23 protein-coding genes are annotated in these 23,563 nt (G+C 68.4%); 10 read left to right on the top strand and 13 right to left on the bottom strand.

Annotated elements, in window-relative coordinates:
* Positions 1 to 55: 55 nt before the first annotated feature.
* The 4 genes from AB0I54_RS13485 to AB0I54_RS13470 all read right to left on the bottom strand — a co-directional run bounded on the left by AB0I54_RS13485 (position 56) and on the right by AB0I54_RS13470 (position 3,851).
* Entirely contained in the window at positions 56 to 547 is a 492-nt protein-coding gene (locus AB0I54_RS13485) for a hypothetical protein (RefSeq protein ID WP_363296128.1), read from the bottom strand.
* 136 nt (positions 548 to 683) lie between these two features.
* A complete protein-coding gene (locus AB0I54_RS13480; protein WP_363296127.1) occupies positions 684 to 1,946 on the bottom strand; it encodes an MFS transporter in 1,263 nt (420 codons plus the stop codon).
* Positions 1,947 to 2,041: 95 nt separating this feature from the next.
* Positions 2,042 to 3,124, bottom strand: a complete 1,083-nt coding sequence (locus AB0I54_RS13475; RefSeq protein ID WP_363296126.1) for an inositol-3-phosphate synthase — start codon at positions 3,122 to 3,124, stop codon at positions 2,042 to 2,044.
* A 43-nt stretch (positions 3,125 to 3,167) separates the two neighbouring features.
* Complete coding sequence (locus AB0I54_RS13470) at positions 3,168 to 3,851, bottom strand: helix-turn-helix transcriptional regulator (protein ID WP_363296125.1); 684 nt, start codon at positions 3,849 to 3,851, stop codon at positions 3,168 to 3,170.
* A 353-nt stretch (positions 3,852 to 4,204) separates the two neighbouring features.
* On the opposite strand from AB0I54_RS13470, the gene AB0I54_RS13465 reads away from it, so the two are divergent.
* Positions 4,205 to 6,835 (top strand): transglycosylase domain-containing protein, encoded by a 2,631-nt coding sequence (locus tag AB0I54_RS13465; RefSeq protein ID WP_363296124.1) that lies wholly within the window; start codon positions 4,205 to 4,207, stop codon positions 6,833 to 6,835.
* A 129-nt stretch (positions 6,836 to 6,964) separates the two neighbouring features.
* Positions 6,965 to 8,473: a glycosyltransferase 87 family protein gene (locus tag AB0I54_RS13460; RefSeq protein WP_363296123.1), complete on the top strand. Its 1,509-nt coding sequence runs from the start codon at positions 6,965 to 6,967 to the stop codon at positions 8,471 to 8,473.
* 101 nt (positions 8,474 to 8,574) lie between these two features.
* Here AB0I54_RS13460 and AB0I54_RS13455 read toward each other — a convergent pair whose 3' ends face one another.
* The 3 genes from AB0I54_RS13455 to AB0I54_RS13445 all read right to left on the bottom strand — a co-directional run bounded on the left by AB0I54_RS13455 (position 8,575) and on the right by AB0I54_RS13445 (position 11,290).
* Positions 8,575 to 9,606 (bottom strand): alanine racemase, encoded by a 1,032-nt coding sequence (locus AB0I54_RS13455; protein WP_363296122.1) that lies wholly within the window; start codon positions 9,604 to 9,606, stop codon positions 8,575 to 8,577.
* A 65-nt stretch (positions 9,607 to 9,671) separates the two neighbouring features.
* The gene (gene femX, locus AB0I54_RS13450) at positions 9,672 to 10,793 is read right to left on the bottom strand and encodes a peptidoglycan bridge formation glycyltransferase FemX (protein WP_363296121.1); all 1,122 of its coding nucleotides are present in this window, start codon (positions 10,791 to 10,793) and stop codon (positions 9,672 to 9,674) included.
* 179 nt (positions 10,794 to 10,972) lie between these two features.
* A complete protein-coding gene (locus AB0I54_RS13445; RefSeq protein WP_363296120.1) occupies positions 10,973 to 11,290 on the bottom strand; it encodes a hypothetical protein in 318 nt (105 codons plus the stop codon).
* Between the two features lie 276 nt (positions 11,291 to 11,566).
* Here AB0I54_RS13445 and rpsF point away from each other — a divergent pair, with 276 nt between their 5' ends.
* From rpsF to rplI, 4 genes are all read left to right on the top strand, one after another.
* Positions 11,567 to 11,857, top strand: coding sequence for a 30S ribosomal protein S6 (gene rpsF, locus AB0I54_RS13440; protein WP_003956532.1), 291 nt, complete (start codon positions 11,567 to 11,569; stop codon positions 11,855 to 11,857).
* A 77-nt stretch (positions 11,858 to 11,934) separates the two neighbouring features.
* Positions 11,935 to 12,519, top strand: a complete 585-nt coding sequence (locus tag AB0I54_RS13435; RefSeq protein ID WP_363296119.1) for a single-stranded DNA-binding protein — start codon at positions 11,935 to 11,937, stop codon at positions 12,517 to 12,519.
* 57 nt (positions 12,520 to 12,576) lie between these two features.
* Positions 12,577 to 12,813, top strand: a complete 237-nt coding sequence (gene rpsR, locus AB0I54_RS13430; RefSeq protein ID WP_003949403.1) for a 30S ribosomal protein S18 — start codon at positions 12,577 to 12,579, stop codon at positions 12,811 to 12,813.
* Between the two features lie 18 nt (positions 12,814 to 12,831).
* Complete coding sequence (gene rplI, locus AB0I54_RS13425) at positions 12,832 to 13,278, top strand: 50S ribosomal protein L9 (RefSeq protein WP_263210579.1); 447 nt, start codon at positions 12,832 to 12,834, stop codon at positions 13,276 to 13,278.
* Positions 13,279 to 13,391: 113 nt separating this feature from the next.
* Here the strand turns inward: rplI and AB0I54_RS13420 are convergent, their stop codons facing one another.
* Positions 13,392 to 14,729 (bottom strand): MATE family efflux transporter, encoded by a 1,338-nt coding sequence (locus AB0I54_RS13420; RefSeq protein ID WP_363296118.1) that lies wholly within the window; start codon positions 14,727 to 14,729, stop codon positions 13,392 to 13,394.
* Positions 14,730 to 15,188: 459 nt separating this feature from the next.
* On the opposite strand from AB0I54_RS13420, the gene dnaB reads away from it, so the two are divergent.
* Together dnaB and AB0I54_RS13410 are read left to right on the top strand one after the other, a co-directional pair.
* Complete coding sequence (dnaB, locus tag AB0I54_RS13415; protein ID WP_363296117.1) at positions 15,189 to 16,667, top strand: replicative DNA helicase; 1,479 nt, start codon at positions 15,189 to 15,191, stop codon at positions 16,665 to 16,667.
* Between the two features lie 44 nt (positions 16,668 to 16,711).
* Positions 16,712 to 18,097 (top strand): serine hydrolase domain-containing protein, encoded by a 1,386-nt coding sequence (locus AB0I54_RS13410; protein ID WP_363296116.1) that lies wholly within the window; start codon positions 16,712 to 16,714, stop codon positions 18,095 to 18,097.
* 81 nt (positions 18,098 to 18,178) lie between these two features.
* Here the strand turns inward: AB0I54_RS13410 and AB0I54_RS13405 are convergent, their stop codons facing one another.
* Together AB0I54_RS13405 and AB0I54_RS13400 are read right to left on the bottom strand one after the other, a co-directional pair.
* The gene (locus AB0I54_RS13405) at positions 18,179 to 18,631 is read right to left on the bottom strand and encodes a GNAT family N-acetyltransferase (protein WP_363296115.1); all 453 of its coding nucleotides are present in this window, start codon (positions 18,629 to 18,631) and stop codon (positions 18,179 to 18,181) included.
* A gap of 9 nt (positions 18,632 to 18,640) precedes the next feature.
* Positions 18,641 to 19,099: a MarR family transcriptional regulator gene (locus AB0I54_RS13400; RefSeq protein WP_363296114.1), complete on the bottom strand. Its 459-nt coding sequence runs from the start codon at positions 19,097 to 19,099 to the stop codon at positions 18,641 to 18,643.
* 145 nt (positions 19,100 to 19,244) lie between these two features.
* On the opposite strand from AB0I54_RS13400, the gene AB0I54_RS13395 reads away from it, so the two are divergent.
* Entirely contained in the window at positions 19,245 to 20,453 is a 1,209-nt protein-coding gene (locus tag AB0I54_RS13395; RefSeq protein ID WP_363296113.1) for an MFS transporter, read from the top strand.
* 37 nt (positions 20,454 to 20,490) lie between these two features.
* Positions 20,491 to 20,922 (top strand): heme-binding protein, encoded by a 432-nt coding sequence (locus tag AB0I54_RS13390; protein ID WP_363296112.1) that lies wholly within the window; start codon positions 20,491 to 20,493, stop codon positions 20,920 to 20,922.
* Between the two features lie 66 nt (positions 20,923 to 20,988).
* Here AB0I54_RS13390 and AB0I54_RS13385 read toward each other — a convergent pair whose 3' ends face one another.
* From AB0I54_RS13385 to AB0I54_RS13375, 3 genes are all read right to left on the bottom strand, one after another.
* Positions 20,989 to 21,855: a GNAT family N-acetyltransferase gene (locus tag AB0I54_RS13385; RefSeq protein ID WP_363296111.1), complete on the bottom strand. Its 867-nt coding sequence runs from the start codon at positions 21,853 to 21,855 to the stop codon at positions 20,989 to 20,991.
* A 156-nt stretch (positions 21,856 to 22,011) separates the two neighbouring features.
* Positions 22,012 to 22,494 carry an NUDIX hydrolase gene (locus AB0I54_RS13380; protein ID WP_363296110.1) on the bottom strand — a complete coding sequence of 161 codons (483 nt, stop codon included), beginning with the start codon at positions 22,492 to 22,494 and terminating at the stop codon, positions 22,012 to 22,014.
* Positions 22,495 to 22,582: 88 nt separating this feature from the next.
* The gene (locus AB0I54_RS13375) at positions 22,583 to 23,488 is read right to left on the bottom strand and encodes a LysR family transcriptional regulator (protein ID WP_363296109.1); all 906 of its coding nucleotides are present in this window, start codon (positions 23,486 to 23,488) and stop codon (positions 22,583 to 22,585) included.
* Positions 23,489 to 23,563 lie beyond the last annotated feature (75 nt).

The raw sequence follows: 23,563 nt of genomic DNA, 5'->3' as shown, positions 1-23,563 counted from the left end.
AGATACATCGAAGGGCGGTGTTTCACGTGAAACACCGCCCCTCGCCACATCTGCCTTACTTCTTGTAGTCCTTCAGGCAGAGCAGGAAGTCGCTGCCGCTCTTCGTCTCGGTGTACGTGTACTTGAAGTCCTTGGCCTCGGACTCGCACTTGGTGGAGGCCGAGATCTCGGTCAAGTAGCTGCCCTTGACCTTGGCCAGCACCACGTACTGGGCCTTCGACGAATTGCAGTCGACGACCTCGAGGTCCGGGTTGGTGTCGTTGGTGCTGCCGCGGTGCATGCAGTCGCCGACCTTGGCCGTGTTCGCGTCGTCCTGGCTGGATATGTAGCCGTAGAGGGCGCCGCCGAGTGCGAGCACGATGACGACGATGGTCCTGATCGTGCGGAAGCCGATCTTGCGCTTGGGCTGCGGCGGAACGGGAGCGTACGGGGCACCGGGCTGGGGCGGGTACGGAGCCTGACCCTGCTGCGGCTGGCCGCCCTGCGGCGGGTACGGGGCCTGGCCCTGTGCGAACGGGTTCTGGCCCTGGGGCGGCGGAGTAGTCACTTGGGGATCCCCCTAGAACGTGGGTGCGCACGGCTGGAACATGGGTGCGCACGGCGCGAGGTAAGACCCACGTAAGTTAGCGGTTCCCACTGACAATCCTGGAACCCAGGGCCCCTCTGTAGCTTTGATGTGACACTTACCAGCGTTCAAAGCGGGCCATAGCCACAGCAACCGCCCCGTAGATAACGGCGACCGTGACCACCAGGACCGCCGAGCGGCCGTCCGGGGGGAGCATCAGGGACGCTGCGCCGGCGGCGCCGACGAAGGCCACGTTGAACAGGACGTCGTAAACGGAGAAGATCCGGCCACGGAAGCCGTCCTCCACGCAGGACTGCACGATCGTGTCCGTGGCGATTTTCGCCCCCTGGGTGGTCAGCCCCAGGACGAAGGCCGCGACCAGCATGGGGCCGGTGGAGAAGGGCAGACCGAGAGCCGGTTCCAGGACCGCGGCCGTCGCGGCGCACACGGCGATCCATCGTCCGGGACCGAGCCGTCCGGCCGCCCAGGGCGTCACCAGGGCCGCCGCGAAGAAGCCGGCGCCGGACACCCCCAACGCGAGGCCGAGCAGCCGGAGTCCGCCCTCCGGGGTGGAGGAGAGGGCGTACCGGCACAGCATCAGCACCATGACCAGCAGGGCGCCGTAGCAGAACCGCATCAGCGTCATCGTGAGCAGTGCCCAGACCGCCTCCCGGCGCTGCGGCGCGGCCAGATGCCGTACGGCCGCCAGCAGTTCCTGCGCGGTGCCCACAAGCGCCGTGCCCAGGTGGGGAATTTCATGGTTCCGGTCGGGACCGAGCAGTCCGGGAGCCATGGTCAGCGAGGCGAGGGACGCGCACAGATACAGGGTGGCGCCCAGCAGGACCACCGCGGCGTCCGAGTCCGACACCACCAGCCGTACGAGGAAGGCGAGACCGCCGCCCGCGGTCGCGGCGAGCGTTCCGGCGGTCGGGGAGACGGAGTTGGCCATCACCAGGCGCTCGGTGTCGACCACACGCGGCAGGGAGGCGGAGAGTCCGGCGAGAACGAAGCGGTTGACGGCCGTGACGCACAGCGCGGAGACGTAGAACAGCCAGTCCGGCACCTGGATGACCATCAGGACGGCCGTGCCCGCCGCCAGCACGGCGCGCAACAGGTTGCCGTACAAGAAGACCTGACGGCGTCGCCAGCGGTCCAGCAGGACGCCCGCGAAGGGGCCGACGAGCGAGTACGGGAGCAGCAGCACCGCCATCGCCGAGGCGATCGAGGCGGCCGAGGTCTGTTTCTCCGGGGAGAAGACGACGTACGTGGCGAGCGCGACCTGATAGACACCGTCGGCGCCCTGGGAGAGCAGGCGTACGGCGAGCAGGCGCCGGAAGTTCCGGAAGCGGAGCAGGACGCGCAGGTCGCGAACGACGGGCATGGGGCTCAGCCTCACACATGCGGGAGGGTCCCCGGGGCTGGAAACCCGGGGACCCTCACAGCCCTGGCAGGAGCGTTCTCGGACGAGCGCCCGTCTCAGCGCTCGACGTCGCCGCGGATGAACTTCTCGACGTTCTCGCGGGCCTCGTCGTCGAAGTACTGGACCGGCGGGGACTTCATGAAGTACGAGGACGCGGAGAGGATCGGGCCGCCGATGCCGCGGTCCTTGGCGATCTTCGCGGCACGCAGGGCGTCGATGATGACACCCGCGGAGTTCGGGGAGTCCCAGACCTCGAGCTTGTACTCCAGGTTCAGCGGGACGTCACCGAAGGCACGGCCCTCCAGGCGGACGTACGCCCACTTGCGGTCGTCGAGCCAGGCGACGTAGTCGGACGGGCCGATGTGGACGTTCTTCTCGCCGAGGTCCCGGTCGGGGATCTGGGAGGTGACGGCCTGCGTCTTGGAGATCTTCTTGGACTCCAGGCGCTCGCGCTCGAGCATGTTCTTGAAGTCCATGTTGCCGCCGACGTTCAGCTGCATCGTGCGGTCCAGGATGACACCCCGGTCCTCGAACAGCTTCGCCATGACACGGTGCGTGATGGTGGCGCCGACCTGCGACTTGATGTCGTCACCGACGATCGGGACGCCCGCCTCGGTGAACTTGTCCGCCCACTCCTTGGTGCCGGCGATGAAGACCGGGAGGGCGTTGACGAAGGCGACCTTGGCGTCGATGGCGCACTGGGCGTAGAACTTCGCCGCGTCCTCGGAACCGACGGGCAGATAGCAGACGAGGACGTCGACCTGCTTGTCCTTCAGGATCTGGACGACGTCGACCGGCTCGGCCTCGGACTCCTCGATGGTCTGGCGGTAGTACTTGCCGAGACCGTCGAGGGTGTGGCCGCGCTGGACGGTGACACCGGTGTTGGGCACGTCGCAGATCTTGATGGTGTTGTTCTCGGAGGCGCCGATGGCGTCCGCGAGGTCGAGGCCGACCTTCTTCGCGTCGACGTCGAAGGCGGCGACGAACTCCACGTCACGGACGTGGTAGTCGCCGAACTGCACGTGCATCAGGCCGGGGACCTTCGACGCCGGGTCGGCGTCCTTGTAGTACTCGACTCCCTGCACCAGCGACGCGGCGCAGTTGCCCACGCCGACGATGGCTACGCGAACCGAACCCATTCCGGTTGCTCCCTGTGTGTACGAGTGAGGCCCTGAGTGGGCTTCACGTGGCGGTGTCGCCGGGCGTATCCGTCCCGGGGGTGTCCCCGGGACGGGGCAGGCCGCCCGTCGCTCCAAATGATGTGTCCTGCTGAGCGGGCCCCCCGGACGCGGAACCCCTGAGGTCCCGCCCGGCCCGCTCGCTCTCGATGAGCTCGTTCAGCCAGCGCACTTCGCGCTCCACGGACTCCATCCCGTGGCGCTGGAGCTCAAGCGTGTAGTCGTCGAGTCGCTCCCGGGTACGGGCCAGCGAGGCGCGCATCTTCTCCAGGCGCTCCTCCAGCCGACTGCGGCGGCCCTCCAGTACGCGCATGCGCACGTCGCGTGACGTCTGCCCGAAGAAGGCGAACCGGGCGGCGAAGTGCTCGTCCTCATACGCGTCGGGGCCGGTCTGCGAGAGCAGCTCCTCGAAGTGCTCCTTACCTTCCGCCGTCAACCGATAGACGATCTTGGCGCGGCGTCCCGCGAGGGGAGCGGCCAGGGCGTCCTCGTGGGTGCTGCCCGGCTCCTCGATCAACCAGCCGTTGGCGACCAGCGTCTTGAGGCAGGGATAGAGCGTCCCGTAGCTGAACGCACGGAACACACCCAGTGACGTGTTGAGTCGTTTGCGCAGCTCGTAGCCGTGCATCGGAGACTCGCGGAGCAGGCCGAGTACGGCGAACTCGAGGATGCCGGAACGCCGGCTCATCGTCGCCTCCTCTCGTCCTTATCTCTCGCTGATGTATCGACTCGATACATCACGACGATAGAACGGCCTTCCGCATGCGACAAGAGGGGGGACGGTGAACGGGATCACATCACCGATTCGCAGGAGGCGAGTTGCCTGATTTGGGATGAACATCCGTAAAAGCAGGTTTTGGCGGTGCGTAGTCTGTGCGGCATGCACACCGCCGGGAACCAAGTGACGTCTGGGGAGCGTCCTTGTCCTCGGTGCAGTACGGGTGAATGCAGAACCGACCACATCCGTACTTCGGGGGGACCGGAAACCAGCCGCCTTTTCCAGGCGCGCAAGGGTGCGCCTGCCCGAGGAGTAGTCGTTCGATGAGCGAGCACCGTCGCAAACCGCCGCCGCCGCAGGGAGGCGGACGTGCCGCGGCCAGACGCGGCCAGTCCGGCTCGTCCTCCGGCCGCCGTGCGGCACCGCGAGGCGCCACCGGGTCCCCCTCCGACTCCTATGGGTCCGGTGCCTATGGGGCCAGAGCCGAGGAGCGCCCCTACGGCAGCCGTGCCGAGGCCCGTCGGGCGGCGCAGAGAAGTACGGGAGGCCGCCGCAGAGCGGCCGACGAGGGTCCGGGTGGCCGACGTGGTGGCCCGGGCGGGCCAGGGCGTGGCAGAGGCCGGGCGGCCCCTCCCGCCAAGAAGCGGTTCATCGACTACCCGCGCTACGACAAGGACGGGTGGCACCGCTGGGTGCCTTCCTGGAAGCTCGTCACCGGGCTGTTCATCGGCTTCGTCGGCAGCCTCGTGGCCATGGTCGGCGTCGGCTACGCGATGGTCTCCATCCCCAGTGAGAACGACGCGGCCAAGTCCCAGAACAACGTCTACTACTGGGCCGACGGCTCGCAGATGGTCGCCACCGGCACGGGCGCGAACCGGCAGAACGTCACGATCGACCAGATCCCCGAGGCCATGCAGTGGGCGGTGATCTCGGCCGAGAACAAGAGCTTCTACCAGGACTCGGGCGTCGACCCCATGGGTATCGCCCGCGCCCTGGCCAACATGGCCAGCGGTGGTCAGACGCAGGGTGGCTCGACGATCACCCAGCAGTTCGTCAAGAACACCTACCTGAGCCAGGACCAGACGCTGTCCCGGAAGTTCAAGGAGATGTTCATCTCCATCAAGGTGGGCACGAAGCTCACCAAGCCGCAGATCCTGCAGGGCTACCTGAACACCTCGTACTACGGCCGTGGCGCCTACGGCATCCAGGCCGCCGCTCAGACCTACTACGGCGTGGACGCGGTCAAGCTCAAGCCGAGTCAGTGCGCCTTCCTCGCGGCGCTGCTCAAGGGCCCGACGTACTACGACCCGGCCGGCAACTCGGACATCGACCCCGCGGCGGACGCCACGTCCAACCGCAAGCGCTCCGAGGAACGCTGGAGCTGGATTCTGGGCGAGATGCACAAGGACAAGCGCATCACGGACCAGCAGTACCAGGATGCGATCAAGGAGTACCCCACGCCTCAGGGCCGCAAGGCGACCAAGGGCATGACCGGCCAGATCAGCTATCTGGCCGACACGGCGAAGAAGTACGTCCTGGCGCACTCCCACATCTCGGAGCAGGAGTTCGACCAGGGCGGCTACCAGATCTACACGACCTTCGACAAGACCAAGGTCAACGCCCTGAGCGCGGCCGTGAAGAAGATCGAGAAGCAGCGCCTGAACCCGAAGACGCGCGAGAAGGACAAGTACGTCCAGTTCGGCGCGGCCTCGGTGGTGCCCAATGACGGCGCGATCGTCGCGCTGTACGGCGGTGCGGGCTACGAGAACAACCACTTCACCAACAACGCGGACACCTCGGGTGTCCCCGTGGGTTCGACGTGGAAGCCGTTCGTGCTCGCGGCGGCCATGCAGTACGGCACGTACAAGACGGACGGGGCCGGGGTCTCGCCGCTGAGCAAGTACAACGGCGACGACCATCTCAAGGTCAGGAACGAGGACGGCTCGTTCGTCCTGAACAAGGACAACTCGGTCTTCTACCAGAACAACGAGAGCAACCATGCCTGGGGCTACATCACCCTGCGCAAGGCGATGGAGCAGTCCATCAACACGCCGTTCGTGCAGCTCGGCTGGGACGTGGGCATGTCGCACGTGAGGGACGTGGCCAAGAAGGCCGGCATCCTGGACGCGAGCTTCGCCGGGCTCAACCCGTCCTTCGCGCTCGGCACCTCCACTCCCAGCGCGATCCGTATGGCCGACGCCTACTCGACCTTCGCGGCCTCTGGGACCCACACGGACCCGTACTCGGTCACCAAGGTCAAAAAGGACGGGCAGGAGCTCGACGGCTTCACGAAGCCGAAGCGCACGACGGCGATCCCCGAGGACGTGGCGAACAACGTCACGGACACGCTCGAGAACGTGATCCAGAACGGTACGGGTCAGAACGCCAAGGCCCTGGGCCGTACGGCGGCGGGCAAGACCGGTACCACCGACAGCAACAAGTCGGCCTGGTTCGTCGGCTACACCCGGCAGCTGTCGACGGCGGTCGCCATGTTCCGCGAGAACCCCAAGGACCACGAGCTGCTCTCCATGAACGGCACGGCCGGTGTCGCGTCCATCCACGGTGGTGACATCCCGACGTCGGTGTGGACCGAGTACATGAAGGCCGCGCTGAATGGGAAGTCCGACCCCGGTTTCCCGGAGGCCGTCAAGATCGGTGAGATCGCGGACGAGGTGGGCGCTCCCTCCCCGAGCCCGTCGGTCACCATCACCCCGAGCGAGACCCCGAGCGAAACGCCGAGCGAGACGCCCAGCGAGACGGCCACCTTGCCTTCTCCCTCCGCGACCGAGACCTGCAGGTTCAAGTTCAACTGTGGCAACACCGACGGCGGGACCACCACTGGCACAGACGGTGGGGTGACCTCGTCGCCGACTCCCACGGATACGTCGGGTACCGGCAGTACCAGAGGCAACGGCAACGGCAACGGAGGATTCTTCGGAGGATCGACAGGTTAGTCGGTGCACCGACCGGTTGGTGATCATTTCGCCCGCCGTGGGTGTTTCACGTGAAACACGGGCCGCCGTACCTCACGAGGTGCGGCGGCCTTCGGCGTACTCCTACACACGTACGGCAGGATGTGCCCCATGCCCAGTGCAGAAACGACGCCCACGAGCGTGCACGAGCCCGATCTGGTGCGGCCGACCAGGGAGGACGAGGTCGCCGCGGCCGGCAGTGAGCTGATCGGCGGCCCCATCGGGCGGTACGCCCTGCTCGGAACGACCTGGTGGACCCCGGTGCGGGTCGTGGTGCTGGTGGCGATCGGCGTGTTCGCCCTCGGCCTGGTCCAGAAGGCGCCCTGTTACGACGGCGCCTGGTTCTTCGGCGCCAGTTCGCAGTACACGCACGCCTGCTACTCGGACATCCCGCACCTCTATCAGGGGCGCGGCTTCGCCGATGGGCTGGTGCCGTACTTCGACAAGCTCCAGGGCGACATGGAGTACCTCGAGTACCCGGTCCTGACCGGTGTGTTCATGGAGGTGGCCGCCTGGCTCACTCCTGGCAGCGGCAGCCTCCAGCACCAGGAGCAGGTGTACTGGTTCGTCAATGCCGGGATGCTGATGGTGTGCGCCGCCGTGATCGCCGTCTGTGTGAGCCGTACGCACGCACGGCGCCCCTGGGACGGCCTGCTGGTCGCCCTGGCGCCCGCCTTCGCGCTCACCGCCACCATCAACTGGGACCTTCTGGCGGTCGCTCTGACGGCCGCGGCGATGCTGATGTGGGCGCGGGGCCGCTCCCTCGCGTTCGGCGTCCTGCTGGGGCTCGCCACGGCCGCCAAGCTCTATCCCGTCCTGCTGCTCGGCGCGCTGCTCGTGCTGTGCTGGCGCGCGGGCAAGTGGCGGGACTTCGGCATCGCCCTGGGCGGTGCGACGATCGCCTGGCTGGCCGTGAACCTTCCGGTGATGGCGTTCGCCTTCGAGGGCTGGTCGAAGTTCTACACGTTCAGCCAGGAGCGGGGCGTGGACTTCGGCTCCTTCTGGCTGATCTGGGCCCAGAACTCGACCAGCCCGCCCAGCACCGACACGGTCAACACGCTCGCTTCACTGCTGATGCTGCTGTGCTGCGCGGGAATCGCGGTGCTCACCTTCACCGCTCCGCGCCGCCCGCGCTTCGCCCAGCTCGCCTTCCTGATCGTGGCGGCCTTCATCGTGACCAACAAGGTCTACTCGCCGCAGTACGTGCTGTGGCTGGTGCCGCTGGCCGCACTGGCCCGGCCGAAGTGGCGGGACTTCCTGATCTGGCAGGCGTGCGAGGTGGCGTACTTCCTCGGGATCTGGATGTACCTGGCGTACACGACCAGCGGAGACGCCCACAAGGGACTGCCGACCCACGGATACCAGTGGGCGATCGCGGTGCACCTGCTGGGCACGCTGTATCTGTGTGCCGTGGTCGTACGGGACATCCTCATGCCGGAGCGGGACGTGGTGCGCCGCTCCGGTGACGACGACCCCTCGGGCGGTGTGCTCGACGGCGCGGCGGACGTCTTCGTGCTCGGCGCGGCGGCCCATCCCCCGCGGCACGCCGCCCACTTCGACGCTCCTCAGGTGGACTGGGGCAGCCCGGAGACGGAACCCCCGACAGGCCGTTCGCTCTGAGCGAACAGACCTCGGACGCCCGCGCCACACGGCGTCGGCGGGCACGGAAAAGGCCGTACACGGAACTCCGGTGTACGGCCTTTCGGCTGTTCGTGGGTCGCTCAGTGGTCCACGAGCCGGTCGAACTGCGTGGTGGTGTGCCGCAGATGGGCCACCAGCTCCTCTCCGACCTTCGGCTCGGGCGCGTCCGCCGGCACGAACAGGATCGACACCTGCATGTGCGGCGGCTCGGCGAACCAGCGCTGCTTGCCGCCCCAGACGAACGGAGAAAGGTTCCGGTTCACGGTCGCCAGGCCGGCCCGTGCGACGCCCTTGGCGCGCGGCATGACGCCGTGCAGCGCCTTCGGGGCCTCCAGGCCCACTCCGTGCGACGTACCGCCCGCCACGACCACCAGATAGCCGTCGGAGGCCACCTTCTGCTGGCGGTAGCCGAACCGGTCCCCCTTGGCGACGCGGGTGACGTCCAGGATCGCCCCGCGGTACTCGGTGGCCTCGTGGTCCCCCAGCCACAGCCGCGTGCCGATCCGGGCTCGGAAGCGGGTCTGCGGGAACTGCTGCTGGAGCCGGGCGAGTTCGTCGGCCTTGAGGTGGCTGACGAACATCGTGTGCAGCGGCAGCCGGGCCGCTCGCAGCCGGTCCATCCAGCCGATGACCTCCTCGACGGCGTCCGAGCCGTCGGTGCGGTCCAGCGGCAGATGGATGGCGAAGCCCTCCAGCCGGACGTTCTCGATGGCGGAGTGCAGCTGGGGCAGCTCCTGCTCGCTGATGCCGTGCCGCTTCATCGAGGACATCACCTCGATGACCACACGGGCGCCCACGAGGCCGTACACGCCGTCGATGGACGATACCGAGCGGATGACCCGGTCGGGCAGCGGCACGGGCTCCTCGCCCCGCCGGTACGGCGTCAGCACCAGCAGGTCACCGCCGAACCAGTCCTTTATGCGCGCGGCCTCGTACGTCGTGCCGACGGCGAGGATGTCCGAGCCCAGGCGCGTGGCCTCCTCGGCCAGGCGCTCGTGCCCGAAGCCGTAGCCGTTGCCCTTGCAGACCGGGACGAGCCCCGGGAACTGCTCCTGCACGTGCTTGTGGTGCGCACGCCAGCGCGCGGTGTCGACGTAGAGCGTGAGCGCCATGGCCGGACCTGGGACCTTTCTCGTGGCTGCGGTGTGTCAGAGGTATGGAAGCACCGAACGGGACATCAGCGACGCGACATGTAGATGTCGAGAGCCTTGTGGAGCAGCTTGTTCAGCGGGAAGTCCCATTCGCCGAGGTACTCGGCGGCCTGCCCGCCGGTGCCCACCTTGAACTGGATCAGGCCGAAGAGGTGGTCGGTCTCGTCCAGCGAGTCGGAGATGCCGCGCAGGTCGTAGACCGTCGCGCCGAGCGCGTAGGCGTCGCGCAGCATCCGCCACTGCATCGCGTTCGAGGGCCGGACCTCACGGCCGATGTTGTCGGAGGCGCCGTAGGAGTACCAGACGTGCCCACCGACGATCAGCATGGTCGCCGCGGAGAGGTTCACGCCGTTGTGGCGGGCGAAGTACAGCCGCATGCGGTTGGGGTCCTCGCTGTTGAGGGCCGTCCACATGCGCTGGAAGTACGACAGCGGGCGGGGCCGGAAGTGGTCGCGCACGGCCGTGATCTCGTACAGCCGCTGCCACTCCTCGAGGTCCTGGTAGCCACCCTGGACGACCTCGACGCCGGCCTTCTCGGCCTTCTTGATGTTGCGGCGCCACAGCTGGTTGAAGTTCTTGTGGACCTCTTCCAGGGAGCGGTTGGCCAGCGGCACCTGGTAGACGTAACGCGGCTGGACATCACCGAAGCCGGCCCCGCCGTCCTCACCCTGTTGCCAGCCCATTCGGCGCAGCTTGTCGGCCACCTCGAAGGCGCGCGGCTCGATGAAGTCGGCCTCGATGTCGCGCAGGCGCTTCACGTCCGGGTCCTGGATGCCCTGCTTGATGGAGTTGGCCTCCCAGCGCCGGATGATCACCGGCGGGCCCATCTTCACGGAGAAGGCGCCCTGCTGCTTGAGGTGGGCCAGCATCGGCTGGATCCAGTCGTCCAGATTCGGCGCGAACCAGTTGATGACCGGGCCCTCGGGAAGGTAGGCGAGGTAGCGCTTGATCTTGGGTAGCTGGCGGTAGAGGACCAGGCCCGCGCCGACCATCTCGCCGGTGCGGTCGTCGAACCAGCCGAGGTTCTCGGACCGCCACTCCGCCTTGACATCGGCCCAGGCCGGGACCTGCATGTGGCTCGCCGCCGGCAGACTCTGGATGTATGCCAGATGCTGTTCGCGGCTGATGGTCCTCAGGGTCAGGCTCATGTCGGGGCGCTCCTCGGGCTGGTGTGTCCCCATGGGTACAGGGGCTCCGGCTCTCGCGCCGAAGCCTACTGCGCCTTGCGGGCGCCCCGACTGGGCGTACGGGTCCTTCACCCCGGCCTGTCGCGCGCCGAGGCGGTCAGCGGTGTTCTACGGATGTTCGAGACGCGGTGTCCGGACGGTCATCCGCCTAGCCCGCCGAACAGTCCGCCGTGCGCCATTCCCAGGTAGAAACCGACGGCCGCGGCACCGAGACCCAGGATCAGACCGAGGCGCTCGCGTGTGGTCTCCGAGATCCACTGCCCGTACGCGCCGGTGAAGATCCCCACCAGGCCCGTCCAGGAGCTGATCAGGTGGAGGTTGTCGAACATCGCCGTGACGAAGGACGTCACGCCCAGAACCAGCGTCACCAAGGTCAGCGCGTCCTGGAGGGGATGAGGTTTGCCGTCCGTCGCGAGGAAGGATCCGGCGGTGTTGGGTCGCAATGCCTGTTGTGCCATGGGGCACCTCCTGCGGAAGGCGGCGCATCGTAGCGCCATACACACCCGACGTGTACAGATTGGCGGTCCCCCCGGCCGGATTTCAACCGGAAGCCGGTGTGCGGGTACTCTGTACCGTCTGCACCGGTGTCTGCCCAGGCCACCGCGGAGGCTCCCGACGGGAGCCTCCGATTGTCAGTGGCGGCTGTTTTACTGACAGACACTGTTGCGTACGCATCACAACCCTCCTGCCACGGAACGACCGTGGCCGCTGAGTCCAAAGGAGGTGGGTTCCACATGCGTCACTACGAGGTGATGGTCATCCTCGACCCCGATCTGGAGGAGCGCGCTGTCGCCCCCCTGATCGAGAACTTCCTCTCCGTCGTCCGTGAGGGCAACGGCAAGGTGGAGAAGGTCGACACCTGGGGCCGTCGTCGTCTCGCGTACGAGATCAAGAAGAAGCCCGAGGGCATCTACTCGGTCATCGACCTGCAGGCCGAGCCTGCGGTCGTCAAGGAGCTCGACCGCCAGATGAACCTGAACGAGTCGGTCCTCCGGACCAAGGTCCTCCGCCCCGAGACCCACTGAGCCATCCAGCTCAGCTGATCTCGGAATTCGAGTAGCAGCAACCAAGCAGCCAGAGCAAACCCGCCGAGAGGTTCCCCATGGCAGGCGAGACCGTCATCACGGTCGTCGGCAATCTTGTCGACGACCCCGAGCTGCGCTTCACCCCGTCCGGTGCGGCGGTCGCGAAGTTCCGCGTCGCGTCCACTCCCCGCACCTTCGACCGTCAGACCAACGAGTGGAAGGACGGCGAAAGCCTCTTTCTGACCTGCTCGGTCTGGCGTCAGGCGGCGGAGAACGTCGCCGAGTCGCTCCAGCGAGGCATGCGCGTCATCGTGCAGGGCCGGCTGAAGCAGCGGTCCTACGAGGACCGTGAGGGCGTCAAGCGCACGGTCTACGAACTGGACGTCGAGGAAGTCGGCGCCAGCCTGCGCAACGCCACGGCCAAGGTCACCAAGACCGCCGGTGGCGCTCGCGGTGGCCAGGGCGGTTACGGCGGCGGTGGCGGCCAGGGTGGCGGCGGCTGGGGCGGAGGCCCCGGTGGCGGCCAGCAGGGCGGCGGCGCTCCTGCCGACGACCCGTGGGCGACCGGCGCTCCCGCCGGTGGCAACCAGGGTGGCGGCGGCTGGGGTGGAAACTCCGGCGGCGGCGGTGGCGGCGGCTACTCGGACGAGCCCCCCTTCTAGGTCTTCGGACCGAGGGCGGGTCGTACCCAAACTTCTTGATCACACAGGAGAAACACCATGGCGAAGCCGCCTGTGCGCAAGCCGAAGAAGAAGGTCTGCGCTTTCTGCAAGGACAAGGTCACGTACGTGGACTACAAGGACACGAACATGCTGCGGAAGTTCATTTCCGACCGCGGCAAGATCCGTGCCCGCCGCGTGACCGGCAACTGCACGCAGCACCAGCGTGACGTCGCCACGGCCGTCAAGAACAGCCGTGAGATGGCGCTGCTGCCCTACACGTCCACCGCGCGATAAGGGAAGGGTGACCGACACATGAAGATCATCCTCACCCACGAGGTCTCCGGCCTCGGCGCCGCCGGCGACGTCGTCGACGTCAAGGACGGTTACGCTCGCAACTACCTCATCCCGCGGAAGTTCGCTATCCGCTGGACCAAGGGTGGCGAGCAGGACGTGGCGCAGATCCGCCGCGCCCGCAAGATCCACGAGATCCAGACCATCGAGCAGGCCAACGCTGTGAAGGCCCAGCTCGAAGGTGTCAAGGTCCGCCTGGCCGTCCGCTCCGGCGACGCCGGTCGTCTCTTCGGTTCCGTCACCCCGGCCGACATCGCTTCCGCGATCAAGGCTTCCGGTGGCCCCGAGGTCGACAAGCGCCGCATCGAGCTCGGCGCGCCGATCAAGACCCTGGGCGCCCACGAGACGTCCGTGCGTCTGCACCCCGAGGTTGCCGCCAAGGTCAGCATCGAGGTCGTCGCGGCGTGACGCTGCGCTCGGCTTGAGCAGCTGAGAGGGGCCGCCTCCTACGAGGCGGCCCCTCTTCGCGTTCGGTGTCGGTACGGCTGCGTGCCGGGCGCTGCGTGTTTCACGTGAAACGGTCAGCGCGTCGCACCCGTCACGATCCAGCGGCCCGAGCGGGCGCGCAGCCAGAGGGTGAGCATCCTGACCGTCATCATGAGCGTCATGGCCGCCCAGAGCGCGATGAGGCCACCGCCCAGTGTGGGGACGAGCAGCGCGACCGGGGTGAACACCGCCAAGGTCACCACCATGGCCCAGGCCAGGTAGGGCCCGTCCCCGGCACCCATCAGGACGCCGTCCAGGACGAAGACGATCCCGCAGACGGGCTGGGAGAGCGCCACCATCAGCAGTGCGGGCAGCGCCGCGTCCTTCACCACGGAGTCGCTGGTGAACAGCGGGAGGAACAAGGGCCGGGCGGCCACCACGAGCAGGCCCAGTACGACACCGGTGGCGATGCCCCACTGGACCATCCGGCGGCAGGCTTCGCGGGCGCCCTGGGCGTCGTCCGCGCCGAGATAGCGCCCGATGATGGCCTGACCTGCGATCGCTATGGCGTCGAGAGCGAAGGCCAGCAGGCTCCACAGGGACAGAATGATCTGGTGGGCGGCCATGTCGGCGTCACCGAGGCGGGCCGCGACGGCCGTGGCGATCATGAGGATCGCCCGCAGCGACAGCGTCCGGACGAGCAGGGGCGCGCCGGCCTGTGCGGAGGCCCTGATGCCCGTGGCGTCGGGGCGCAGGGACGCCCCGTGCTTACGGGCGCCCCGGACCACCACGGCGAGATAGACCAGCGCCATGCCGCACTGGGCGATGACGGTGCCCCAGGCGGAGCCTGCGATACCGAGGCCGACGCCATAGACGAGTCCGACGTTGAGGACGGCATTGGCGACGAAGCCCGCGACGGCGACGTACAGCGGGGTCCGGGTGTCCTGGAGCCCGCGCAGCACCCCGGTCGCGGCGAGCACGACCAGCATCGCCGGGATGCCCAGGGCCGAGATGCGCAGATAGGTGGTCGCATAGGGAGCGGCGGTGGGCGAGGTGCCGAAGAGGGACACGAGACCGGGGGCCAGGGGCAGGACGGCGGCGATGACCGCGGCTCCCAGCAGGAGCGCCAGCCAGATGCCGTCCATGCCCTGGCGTATGGCTGCCTGGAGGTCGCCCGCGCCGACCCGGCGCGCGACGGCGGCCGTGGTGGCGTAGGCGAGGAAGACGAAGACGCTCACGGCGGTCGTGAGGAGGGCCGAGGCTACGCCGAGTCCGGCGAGCTGGGCGGTGCCGAGATGGCCGACGATGGCGCTGTCGGCCATGACGAACAGCGGCTCGGCGACGAGTGCGCCGAAGGCCGGGACGGCCAGCGCGACGATCTCGCGGTCGTGCTGCCGTCGGGTGGGCCTGGGGGTCGCGGGAGCCAGTGGCATGGGCACTAATCTAATCGTCCACAGGTAAGAGGTGCAACTAAGTTGCAGTCCTTACTTCTCATCTGACGTCGCGTAGGCTCGCGCACCGTTCGAACCGATCTTGATCCGACTGGGGAAGTTTTTCTTCTGCACAGCCGGTGGACGACAACGTTGCAGGTCAGAGCGATTTCTCCAGGGTGAGCGAGGGCTTGTTCACAGGGCTGTCCACCGGGTCGTGCACAGGTTTTGCCGGTTTCTCCACAGCATCCGGGCCGTCGTCCACATGGCCTGTGGATAACCAGATTGGCTGACGGTGCCGACGGGCCTAACGTGGTCCGGCGCCCGCTCCGTCCGCCGACCTCGGAAACGTCACAAATCCGACGCGATGGAACCGGAGTTGGGCCTCTCAACTGTCAGTGTCGTGCCGTAGAAATGAGGGGCACGGCGAGGTCCGCTGGGCGGACGGGAGGAGGTGGCTCGGTGAGCATTTCCGAGCCCTTGGACGACCCGTGGGCCGACAGTGGCCCCAGTGATCGTCTGCCTGCTTCCCGTCGACGCGGGGACGGCGGCCGAAGCCGTGACGAGCGACACGACCGGGGCCGGGAGAACGGTGAGTGGGACGGCGGCGGCTCGGCCTTCGAGCGCGTGCCGCCGCAGGATCTCGACGCCGAGCAGTCCGTCCTCGGCGGCATGCTGCTGTCCAAGGACGCCATCGCGGACGTAGTCGAGGTCCTCAAGGGCCATGACTTCTACAAGCCCGCCCATGAGACGATCTACACCGCGATCCTCGACGTCTACGCCAAGGGCGAGCCGGCCGACCCCATCACGATCGCCGCCGAGCTCACCAAGCGCGGCGAGATCAACAAGGTCGGCGGCGCCTCTTATCTGCACACGCTCGTCCAGACCGTGCCGACGGCGGCCAACGCCGAGTACTACGCCGAGATCGTCCACGAGCGGGCCGTACTGCGCCGGCTGGTCGAGGCGGGCACCCGCATCACCCAGATGGGATACGCGGCCGACGACGACGTCGACGAGATCGTCAACCGCGCCCAGGCCGAGATCTACGCCGTCACCGAGCAGCGCACCAGCGAGGACTACCTGCCCCTCGGCGACATCATGGAGGGCGCCCTCGACGAGATCGAGGCCATCGGCTCGCGCAGCGGTGAGATGACCGGTGTGCCCACCGGCTTCACGGACTTCGACTCGCTGACGAACGGGCTGCACCCGGGCCAGATGATCGTCATCGCCGCGCGTCCCGCCATGGGTAAGTCGACGCTGGCGCTGGACTTCGCCCGGGCCGCCTCGATCAAGCACAATCTGCCGAGCGTCATCTTCTCGCTCGAAATGGGCCGCAACGAGATCGCGATGCGTCTGCTGTCCGCCGAGGCCCGTGTCGCCCTGCACCACATGCGCTCGGGCACCATGACCGACGAGGACTGGACGCGACTGGCCCGCCGTATGCCGGACGTCTCCGCGGCCCCCCTCTACATCGACGACTCCCCGAACCTTTCGATGATGGAGATCCGCGCCAAGTGCCGCCGTCTGAAGCAGCGCAACGACCTCAAGCTGGTCGTCATCGACTATCTCCAGCTGATGCAGTCCGGCGGTTCCAAGCGGGCCGAGAGCCGTCAGCAGGAGGTCTCGGACATGTCCCGTAACCTCAAGCTCCTCGCCAAGGAGCTGGAGGTCCCGGTCATCGCGCTCTCACAGCTGAACCGTGGCCCCGAACAGCGCACCGACAAGAAGCCGATGGTCTCCGACCTGCGTGAGTCCGGCTCCATCGAGCAGGACGCCGACATGGTCATCCTGCTGCACCGCGAGGACGCGTACGAGAAGGAGTCCCCGCGCGCGGGGGAGGCCGACCTGATCGTGGCCAAGCACCGTAACGGCCCGACCGCGACGATCACGGTGGCCTTCCAGGGCCACTACTCGCGGTTCGTGGACATGGCACAGACCTGAGAAATGAACTCGACGCACTTCGCCGCACCCGATGGACTGGGCTCATGACGACATCGCAGGAAGAGCTGCTCCCCGGTACGCGACGAGCACTGCTGCACCGGATCGCCGTGGCGCAGGCGGAAGGGCGGGCACCGTCACTGGTGGCGGCTGTGGTGAGGGACGGAAGGGCCGTGTGGCACGGTGCGCGGACCTCGGTGGACGGGCACGCCCCGGACGAGAACGTGCAGTACCGGATCGGCTCGATCACCAAGACCTTCACCGCCGTCCTCGTGCTGCGGCTGCGCGACGAGGGACTCCTCGACCTCGGTGACCCCCTGGAGAAGCATCTGCCGGGCACCGGCGCGGGGGAGGCCACCATCGCCGAACTGCTCGCGCACACCGGCGGGCTGGCGGCGGAGTCGCCCGGGCCGTGGTGGGAGCGCACACCCGGGTCGCTGCGCCCCGAACTCGCCGACGTGCTCGGCGAGCAGCCCTTCCTGCACCCCGTCGGCCGCCGCCACCACTACTCGAACCCCGGCTACACGCTGCTGGGCGCGCTGGTGGAGGAACTGCGGGGCGCTCCCTGGGAGGACGTCCTGCGGCGCGAGATCCTCGAACCTCTGGGCCTGAGCCGGACAAGTGCGCAGCCCCGGGCGCCGCGTGCGGGTGGCTGGGCCGTGCATCCGTGGGCCGATGTGATGCTTCCTGAGCCCGCCGAGGATCTCGGGAGAATGGCTCCTGCCGGGCAACTCTGGTCCACCTCCGGTGACCTGGCGCGGTTCGCCGCCTTCCTGGCCACGGGGGACGATCGGGTGCTGAGCGCGGAGTCCGTACGGGAGATGCGCACGCCGGCCGCGCCGGCCGAGGCCGCGGACGTGGCGGACGGTGCCTCCTACGGACTCGGCCTGCAGATCCAGCACCGCCACGGGCGGCTGCTGGTGGGGCACTCGGGTTCGCTGCCGGGCTTCCTGGCGAACCTCGTCATCAGCGTGGCGGACGATGTCGCGGCCGTGGTGCTGGCGAACTGCACCTCCGGCCCGGTGCTGTCCGCGGTGGGCGCCGATCTCGTCCGCATCGTCGCCGAGGCCGAGCCCCGGATCCCGGAGCCGTGGCGGCCGCTGAGGGAAGCCGACCCGTTCGTGGTGGAGCTGGCGGGCCAGTGGTACTGGGGCACGCAGGCCTTCGCCGTGCGGGTGACGGCCGACGGGCTCATTTCGCTCGGGCCGCTGTCCGGCAACGGCCGCCGGTCACGCTTCCGGCCCAACGGTGACGGTACTTGGACGGGCCTTGAGGGCTACTACGCCGGAGAGCTTCTGCGGCCCGTACAGAGCCCGGACGGGTCGGTGAGCCATCTAGACCTCGGATCGTTCGTGTTCACGCGGCAGCCGTACGAGGAGGGGGCTCCGGTGCCCGGTGGCGTGGATCCGGAGGGGTGGCGCGGGATCGGCTAGTCGGTCCGATACAGGAGGCGGCCCGTTTCACGTGAAACAGGCCGCCTCCTGTGTTTGAGAGCCGGAGTGTGAAGCTGTCTGTCAGAGCTGGAGCTTGAAGCCCACATGCGAGGCCGTGAAGCCGAGCCGCTCGTAGAAGCGGTGGGCGTCGGTGCGGCTGACGTCGGAGGTCAGCTGCACCAACTGGCAGCCCTGGTGACGGGATTCGTCGATCGCCCACTGGATCAGCTGGGTGCCCAGCCCGGTGCCGCGCTCGTCCGCGTGGATGCGAACGGCCTCGATGATCGACCGGGTGGCACCGCGCCGGGACAGCCCGGGAATGAGGGTGAGCTGGAGCGTGCCGATGACGCGGCCCTCGCGCACGGCCACGACCACCCGCTGGTTCGGGTCGGCGGAGAGCCGCTCCAGCGCGGTCAGATACGGGGCCAGGTCGTCCGGTGACTCGCGCCGCGTGCCCAGTGGGTCGTCGGCGAGCATGCCGACGACGGCCGGGATGTCGGCGGCGACGACAGGGCGTATTTCGAGGTCTCCCATGCCCGCACCCTATGCGGGCACGTTCAACGACTCGACGACCCGTACCAGCGGCGCGAGTTCGGGGTTTCCGGCCGCCTCGTCGAGGGCCTCGCGCAGGGCGGTGTCATTGGTCGGACGCGCCTCTTCGAGCAGTTCGAGACCCGCTTCGGTGACGTTCGTGTAGATGCCACGTCGGTCGGTGGGGCACAGATAGCGCTCAAGCAGGCCGCGGTCCTCCAGACGCGTGACGAGCCGGGTGGTGGCGCTCTGGCTGAGGACGACCGCGTCGGCGACCTGCTTCATCTGCAGATGCCCCCCTTCGCGGTCGTGCTGCCGGCTGAGCACGTCCAGCAGGGAGTACTCGCGCACGCTCAGGTCGTGCTTCGCCTGCAGGGCCCGCTCGATGTGCGCCTCGATCCTCCCGTGCAGCAGGGAGAGGGCACACCAGCCCTGGGCGAGGGCGGTGAGCGCGGGGTCCGTCGCTGTCATGGGCGTTCTCCTCCGTCCCGGAGCGGCTGAAACCCAGGATAGGGCAACACCGCGACAGTCCGCGCTTGCATATAGCCCGCGTCTGCAACTATTGTGAACGCACGCAAAGCGCTCCTGCAATCATCTGGGAAGGGTGTACCTCCACATGCCTCTCGCGCTTCTGGCCCTCGCGATCGGGGCCTTCGGAATCGGAACGACCGAGTTCGTGATCATGGGCCTGCTGCCCGAGGTCGCGGGTGACTTCGGCGTCTCCATCCCCACCGCGGGCCTGCTCGTCACGGGCTATGCGCTCGGTGTGGTGATCGGCGCTCCGCTGATGACGGCGCTCGGCACCAAGGTCTCGCGCAAGCGGATGCTGATGCTGCTGATGGGCCTGTTCATCGCCGGAAACCTGGTGTCCGCCCTCGCCCCCGCCTTCGCCGTCATGCTGATCGGACGGGTGATCGCCTCGCTCGCCCACGGCGCCTTCTTCGGCATCGGCTCGGTCGTCGCGGCCGAACTGGTGGCCCCGGACAAGAAGGCCGGAGCCATCGCGATGATGTTCACCGGCCTGACGGTCGCCAATGTCGTCGGCGTCCCGCTGGGCACCCTCGTCGGCCAGCACGTCGGCTGGCGCGTGACCTTCGGGATCGTCGCCGCCCTCGGCGTCGTCGGCCTGGCCGGCATCGCCAGGCTGGTCCCGGAGCTGCCCAAGTCGGACGGTGTGCATCTGCGCCACGAACTGGCGGCCTTCAAGAACGCCCAGGTCCTGCTGGCCATGGCGATGACCGTCCTCGGCTTCGGCGGGGTCTTCGCGGCCATCACCTACATCGCGCCGATGATGACCCATGTCGCCGGCTTCGCCGACGGCTCCGTCACCTGGCTGCTGGTCCTCTTCGGCCTCGGCATGGTCGGCGGCAACCTCGTCGGCGGCAGGTTCGCCGACCGCGCGCTGATGCCCATGCTGTACGTCTCCCTGGGCGCCCTGGCCGTCGTGCTCGCGCTCTTCACGCTCACCGCGCACAACAAGATCGCGGCAGCCGTGACCATCGCCCTCATCGGCGCGCTGGGCTTCGCGACCGTCCCGCCGCTGCAGAAGCGCGTCCTCGACCAGGCGCACGGAGCACCCACCCTGGCCTCGGCCGTGAACATCGGCGCCTTCAACCTCGGCAACGCGCTCTCCGCCTGGCTCGGCGGCATGGTGATCGCCGCGGGCTACGGATACACCGCCCCCAACTGGGTCGGCGCCGCGCTTGCCGCGGCCGCCCTGATCCTGGCCGTCCTCTCAGCGGCCCTGGAGCGCCGCGACAGCGAGCCCTCCGCCGTGGTAGCGGGTGGCACACCCACCGCGCAGCGGACGGCCGTCCACCACTGAGCCACACCCCTCATTCGAGTCCGAGGAGAAACACCCCATGAGCACCACCGCCGTCGCCCCGCTCAGCACCCGCGACGCCGAGAGCCTCATCACCGAGGTCCGTCGCGCGGCGGAGACCGCCGGAGTCACCGTCAGCGTCACCGTCCTGGACGCGGGCGGTCATCTGCTCGCCTTCCGGCGTGACGACCGGGCCGTGCTGATTTCCGGGGAGACCAGCACCCGCAAGGCGTACACGGCGCTTCAGCTGAACGCCCCCACCGCGGACCTCGTCGAAGCCGTCCAGCCCGGCGGCCTGTTCCACACGCTGCCCACCGCGCTCGACCGGCCGCTGCTGTTCATCGCGGGCGGCATCCCGGTACACCGCGACGGCCGTCTGATCGGTGCGGTAGGCGTCGGCGGCGGTGCGCCGGAGCAGGACCACGGCTTCGCTCTCGCCGCCGTGGAGACGCTCGCCCGATCCCGCGCATGACCAAGCTCCAAGGCCGGCTCCCGCCACACGGTGGGAGCCGGCCTTCGCCGTGCGTACGAGCGCTGCTCAGCCCGCCGCGACCGTCACCGGAGCGAAGCGCCGGGTCCAGTCCCCGGGCAGTTCCGTGATGCCGTACGTCATGACGGCGTTGGACGACACGGGCTTCAGCCCGCGCTCCTGCGCCCAGGCCATCAGCTCCTCGTGCCGTACATCGATGTCGATGCGGAGCGGACGCTCCGTGTGGGCGGCGAGTGAGGCGAGCAGAGCCTTCGCGGTCTCCGTGTCGCGGGCGATCAGCGGACCGACGACATGGGTGTCCATATTGGGCCAGGCGGCCGTGTATCCGACGATCCGGCCGTGCTCCTCGGCGACACGCAGCTGGTCGGCGAAGGCGGGCAGGCGCGTGATGATGTGCGTGCGATCGGCGCCGAACACCTCCTCGTCGAGCCGGAGGATCGAGCCGAGGTCCTCGGCGGTGGCCGAGCGCGTCACGACCCGAGGCTCCGGCCCGCCCGGCGTGAAGTGCCCGCGGAGCATCTCCGCCCGCCCGGTGACCTTGAAGCCGAGCTCCTCGTAGAGCGGTCGGCCGTACGGCGTCGCATGAAGCGTCAGCGGTGTGGTTCCCATCGTCGAGACGATGTGGCGCATCAGCCGGCGTCCGACGCCCTGGCGGGCGTGCCTCTCGGCGACCAGCACCATGCCGATGGCCGCAAGATCCGGCCGTTCCCGGGGGCCGTACTCCGTGACGACGTAGGCGGCGACAAGGCCGCCGTCGGGGTCGTCGATGCCGTGGCCCTTCCCGGCCGTGAGGAGGAATCCCCACTTGTGTTCCTCGCGGGGCCACCCCCGGTTCTCTGACAGGTCGGCGCAGGCGGCGAGATCGCGAGGCGTCAGTCGACGGATGGGCAGAGCGGCGAGGGAAGGAGTCGGCACGCAGGTCAGGCTGTCCGACCGGCACCCCTGACGTCCACCTGATTCGAGGGGACGCATGTGCTTTTGGCCACGTCGTGGCCATCCGTACAACGTGTGGACCAGGAGGGTTGTTTCACGTGAAACATCGGGGACCCGATTGGCGTGCGGGGCACACGGTCAGCCGAGGTCGGGGGCGTGCATGGCGCGTACGCCCTCGATATTGCCGTCCAGATAGTGCCGCAGCGACAGCGGGACGAGATGGACGGAGGCGATGCCGACCCGGGTGAACGGCACGCGGACGATCTCGTACTCGCCGGCGGGCTCCTCCACTTCGGGGCCATGGCGCAGGGCCGGGTCCATGGACTCCAGATGGCAGACGAAGAAGTGCTGCACCTTCACGCCGGTCGCGCCGCCGTCCTCACCGATGTGCTCCACGGTGTCCACGAAGCAGGGCACCACATCGGTGATCTTGGCGCCGAGCTCCTCGTACACCTCGCGGTGCAGGGCATCGACGACGGTCGTGTCCTCCGGTTCGACCCCGCCACCGGGAGTGACCCAGTAGGGATCGACACCGGGCTTGGTGCGCTTGATCAGGATCAGGTCGTCGCCATCCAGGAGGACGGCACGGGCGGTGCGCTTGACCACGGGTCGGACGGTCATGGAGGAAATGTGGCCCGGCTGGTTCCACGTGAAACATCACAAACTGCCACCGTCCCATTGCATGGCGTGATTCGCCCGCCGAGGACGCTCAGCACCAGTCCGTCGCCGCCCGCTGGAGCCACTCGTGCGCCCGCGCGACATGGGGCATGGCGAGTGTGCCGGTGCGTACCACCAGGAAGTACGTCCGCAGGGGCGGCACCGCGGGATTGTGGAGTGCGACGACCCCCCCGAGGTCGAGAGCGGCGGCGCACAGATAGCGGGGAAGCACCGCGAGCCCCGCGCCCGTGATCGTGCATGCGAGGACGGCACGCAGATCGGGGACGATGACGGTGCCCGAGGCGGCCGGGCGGGAGTCGAAGACGGAGGCCCAGTAGCGGGAGACGAAGGGCAGCGACTCATGGACCTCGACGACGGGCAGGTTCTCCAGGGCGGGCGCGCCCTTGCGGCGCAGCACCCCGGAACCGATCTGCTCGGCCCAGCGCGGGGCCGCGACCAATACATGCTCCTCGTCGCAGAGCGCAGTCGCCGTGAGCAGCGCGCCGCGCGGACGGGCCGTACTGATGGCCAGATCATGATGTCCGGCGGCCAGCCCCTCCAGGGTCTCCTCCGCGTTCCCGAATGAGGCGCGCAGCGCGAAACCCTGGCCGTCCTCGCCGGTGAGCTCCGTGAGGGCGGGCAGTGCGCGCTCCGCGGTGAACTCGGGCGGACCGGCGAGATGCAGGGTGCGCAGCGAGGACTCGTCGTCGAGTCCCGTCTCGGTGATCTCCACCAGGGCGTCGAGGTGCGGCGCGGCCTTGTGGGCGAGTTCGTCGCCGATGGTCGTCGGAGTCACTCCGCGGGCCTGCCGCAGGAACAGCGGGCGGCCCAGCTGTCTTTCCAGGGTGCGGATCTGTGAGGTGACGGCCGGCTGCGAGAGGCCGAGCAGGGCGGCGGCGCGGGTGAAGGAGCCGGCCCGGTGCACGGTCACGAAAGTGCGCAGCAAGGCCAGATCCATGGCACGCCCTCCCCTTTCCCTGCCCTTCTCCGGCCCCCGGGCAGGGCCCAACTATAAATAAGTCGATAGGTCTCT

The sequence above is a fragment of the Streptomyces sp. NPDC050625 genome (assembly GCF_040654755.1).
GTDB lineage: Bacteria > Actinomycetota > Actinomycetes > Streptomycetales > Streptomycetaceae > Streptomyces.
This window is presented reverse-complemented; position numbering and strand designations above follow the sequence as displayed.

Excerpts from the sequence above, each read along its gene's own strand:
- AB0I54_RS13480 (WP_363296127.1), bottom strand. The coding sequence starts at position 1,946 with ATGCCCGTCGTTCGCGACCTGCGCGTCCTGCTCCGCTTCCGGAACTTC.
- AB0I54_RS13475 (WP_363296126.1), bottom strand. The coding sequence starts at position 3,124 with ATGGGTTCGGTTCGCGTAGCCATCGTCGGCGTGGGCAACTGCGCCGCG.
- AB0I54_RS13470 (WP_363296125.1), bottom strand. The coding sequence starts at position 3,851 with ATGAGCCGGCGTTCCGGCATCCTCGAGTTCGCCGTACTCGGCCTGCTC.
- AB0I54_RS13465 (WP_363296124.1), top strand. The coding sequence starts at position 4,205 with ATGAGCGAGCACCGTCGCAAACCGCCGCCGCCGCAGGGAGGCGGACGT.
- AB0I54_RS13460 (WP_363296123.1), top strand. The coding sequence starts at position 6,965 with ATGCCCAGTGCAGAAACGACGCCCACGAGCGTGCACGAGCCCGATCTG.
- AB0I54_RS13455 (WP_363296122.1), bottom strand. The coding sequence starts at position 9,606 with ATGGCGCTCACGCTCTACGTCGACACCGCGCGCTGGCGTGCGCACCAC.
- femX (WP_363296121.1), bottom strand. The coding sequence starts at position 10,793 with ATGAGCCTGACCCTGAGGACCATCAGCCGCGAACAGCATCTGGCATAC.
- AB0I54_RS13445 (WP_363296120.1), bottom strand. The coding sequence starts at position 11,290 with ATGGCACAACAGGCATTGCGACCCAACACCGCCGGATCCTTCCTCGCG.
- rpsF (WP_003956532.1), top strand. The coding sequence starts at position 11,567 with ATGCGTCACTACGAGGTGATGGTCATCCTCGACCCCGATCTGGAGGAG.
- AB0I54_RS13435 (WP_363296119.1), top strand. The coding sequence starts at position 11,935 with ATGGCAGGCGAGACCGTCATCACGGTCGTCGGCAATCTTGTCGACGAC.
- rpsR (WP_003949403.1), top strand. The coding sequence starts at position 12,577 with ATGGCGAAGCCGCCTGTGCGCAAGCCGAAGAAGAAGGTCTGCGCTTTC.
- rplI (WP_263210579.1), top strand. The coding sequence starts at position 12,832 with ATGAAGATCATCCTCACCCACGAGGTCTCCGGCCTCGGCGCCGCCGGC.
- AB0I54_RS13420 (WP_363296118.1), bottom strand. The coding sequence starts at position 14,729 with ATGCCACTGGCTCCCGCGACCCCCAGGCCCACCCGACGGCAGCACGAC.
- AB0I54_RS13410 (WP_363296116.1), top strand. The coding sequence starts at position 16,712 with ATGACGACATCGCAGGAAGAGCTGCTCCCCGGTACGCGACGAGCACTG.
- AB0I54_RS13405 (WP_363296115.1), bottom strand. The coding sequence starts at position 18,631 with ATGGGAGACCTCGAAATACGCCCTGTCGTCGCCGCCGACATCCCGGCC.
- AB0I54_RS13400 (WP_363296114.1), bottom strand. The coding sequence starts at position 19,099 with ATGACAGCGACGGACCCCGCGCTCACCGCCCTCGCCCAGGGCTGGTGT.
- AB0I54_RS13395 (WP_363296113.1), top strand. The coding sequence starts at position 19,245 with ATGCCTCTCGCGCTTCTGGCCCTCGCGATCGGGGCCTTCGGAATCGGA.
- AB0I54_RS13390 (WP_363296112.1), top strand. The coding sequence starts at position 20,491 with ATGAGCACCACCGCCGTCGCCCCGCTCAGCACCCGCGACGCCGAGAGC.
- AB0I54_RS13380 (WP_363296110.1), bottom strand. The coding sequence starts at position 22,494 with ATGACCGTCCGACCCGTGGTCAAGCGCACCGCCCGTGCCGTCCTCCTG.
- AB0I54_RS13375 (WP_363296109.1), bottom strand. The coding sequence starts at position 23,488 with ATGGATCTGGCCTTGCTGCGCACTTTCGTGACCGTGCACCGGGCCGGC.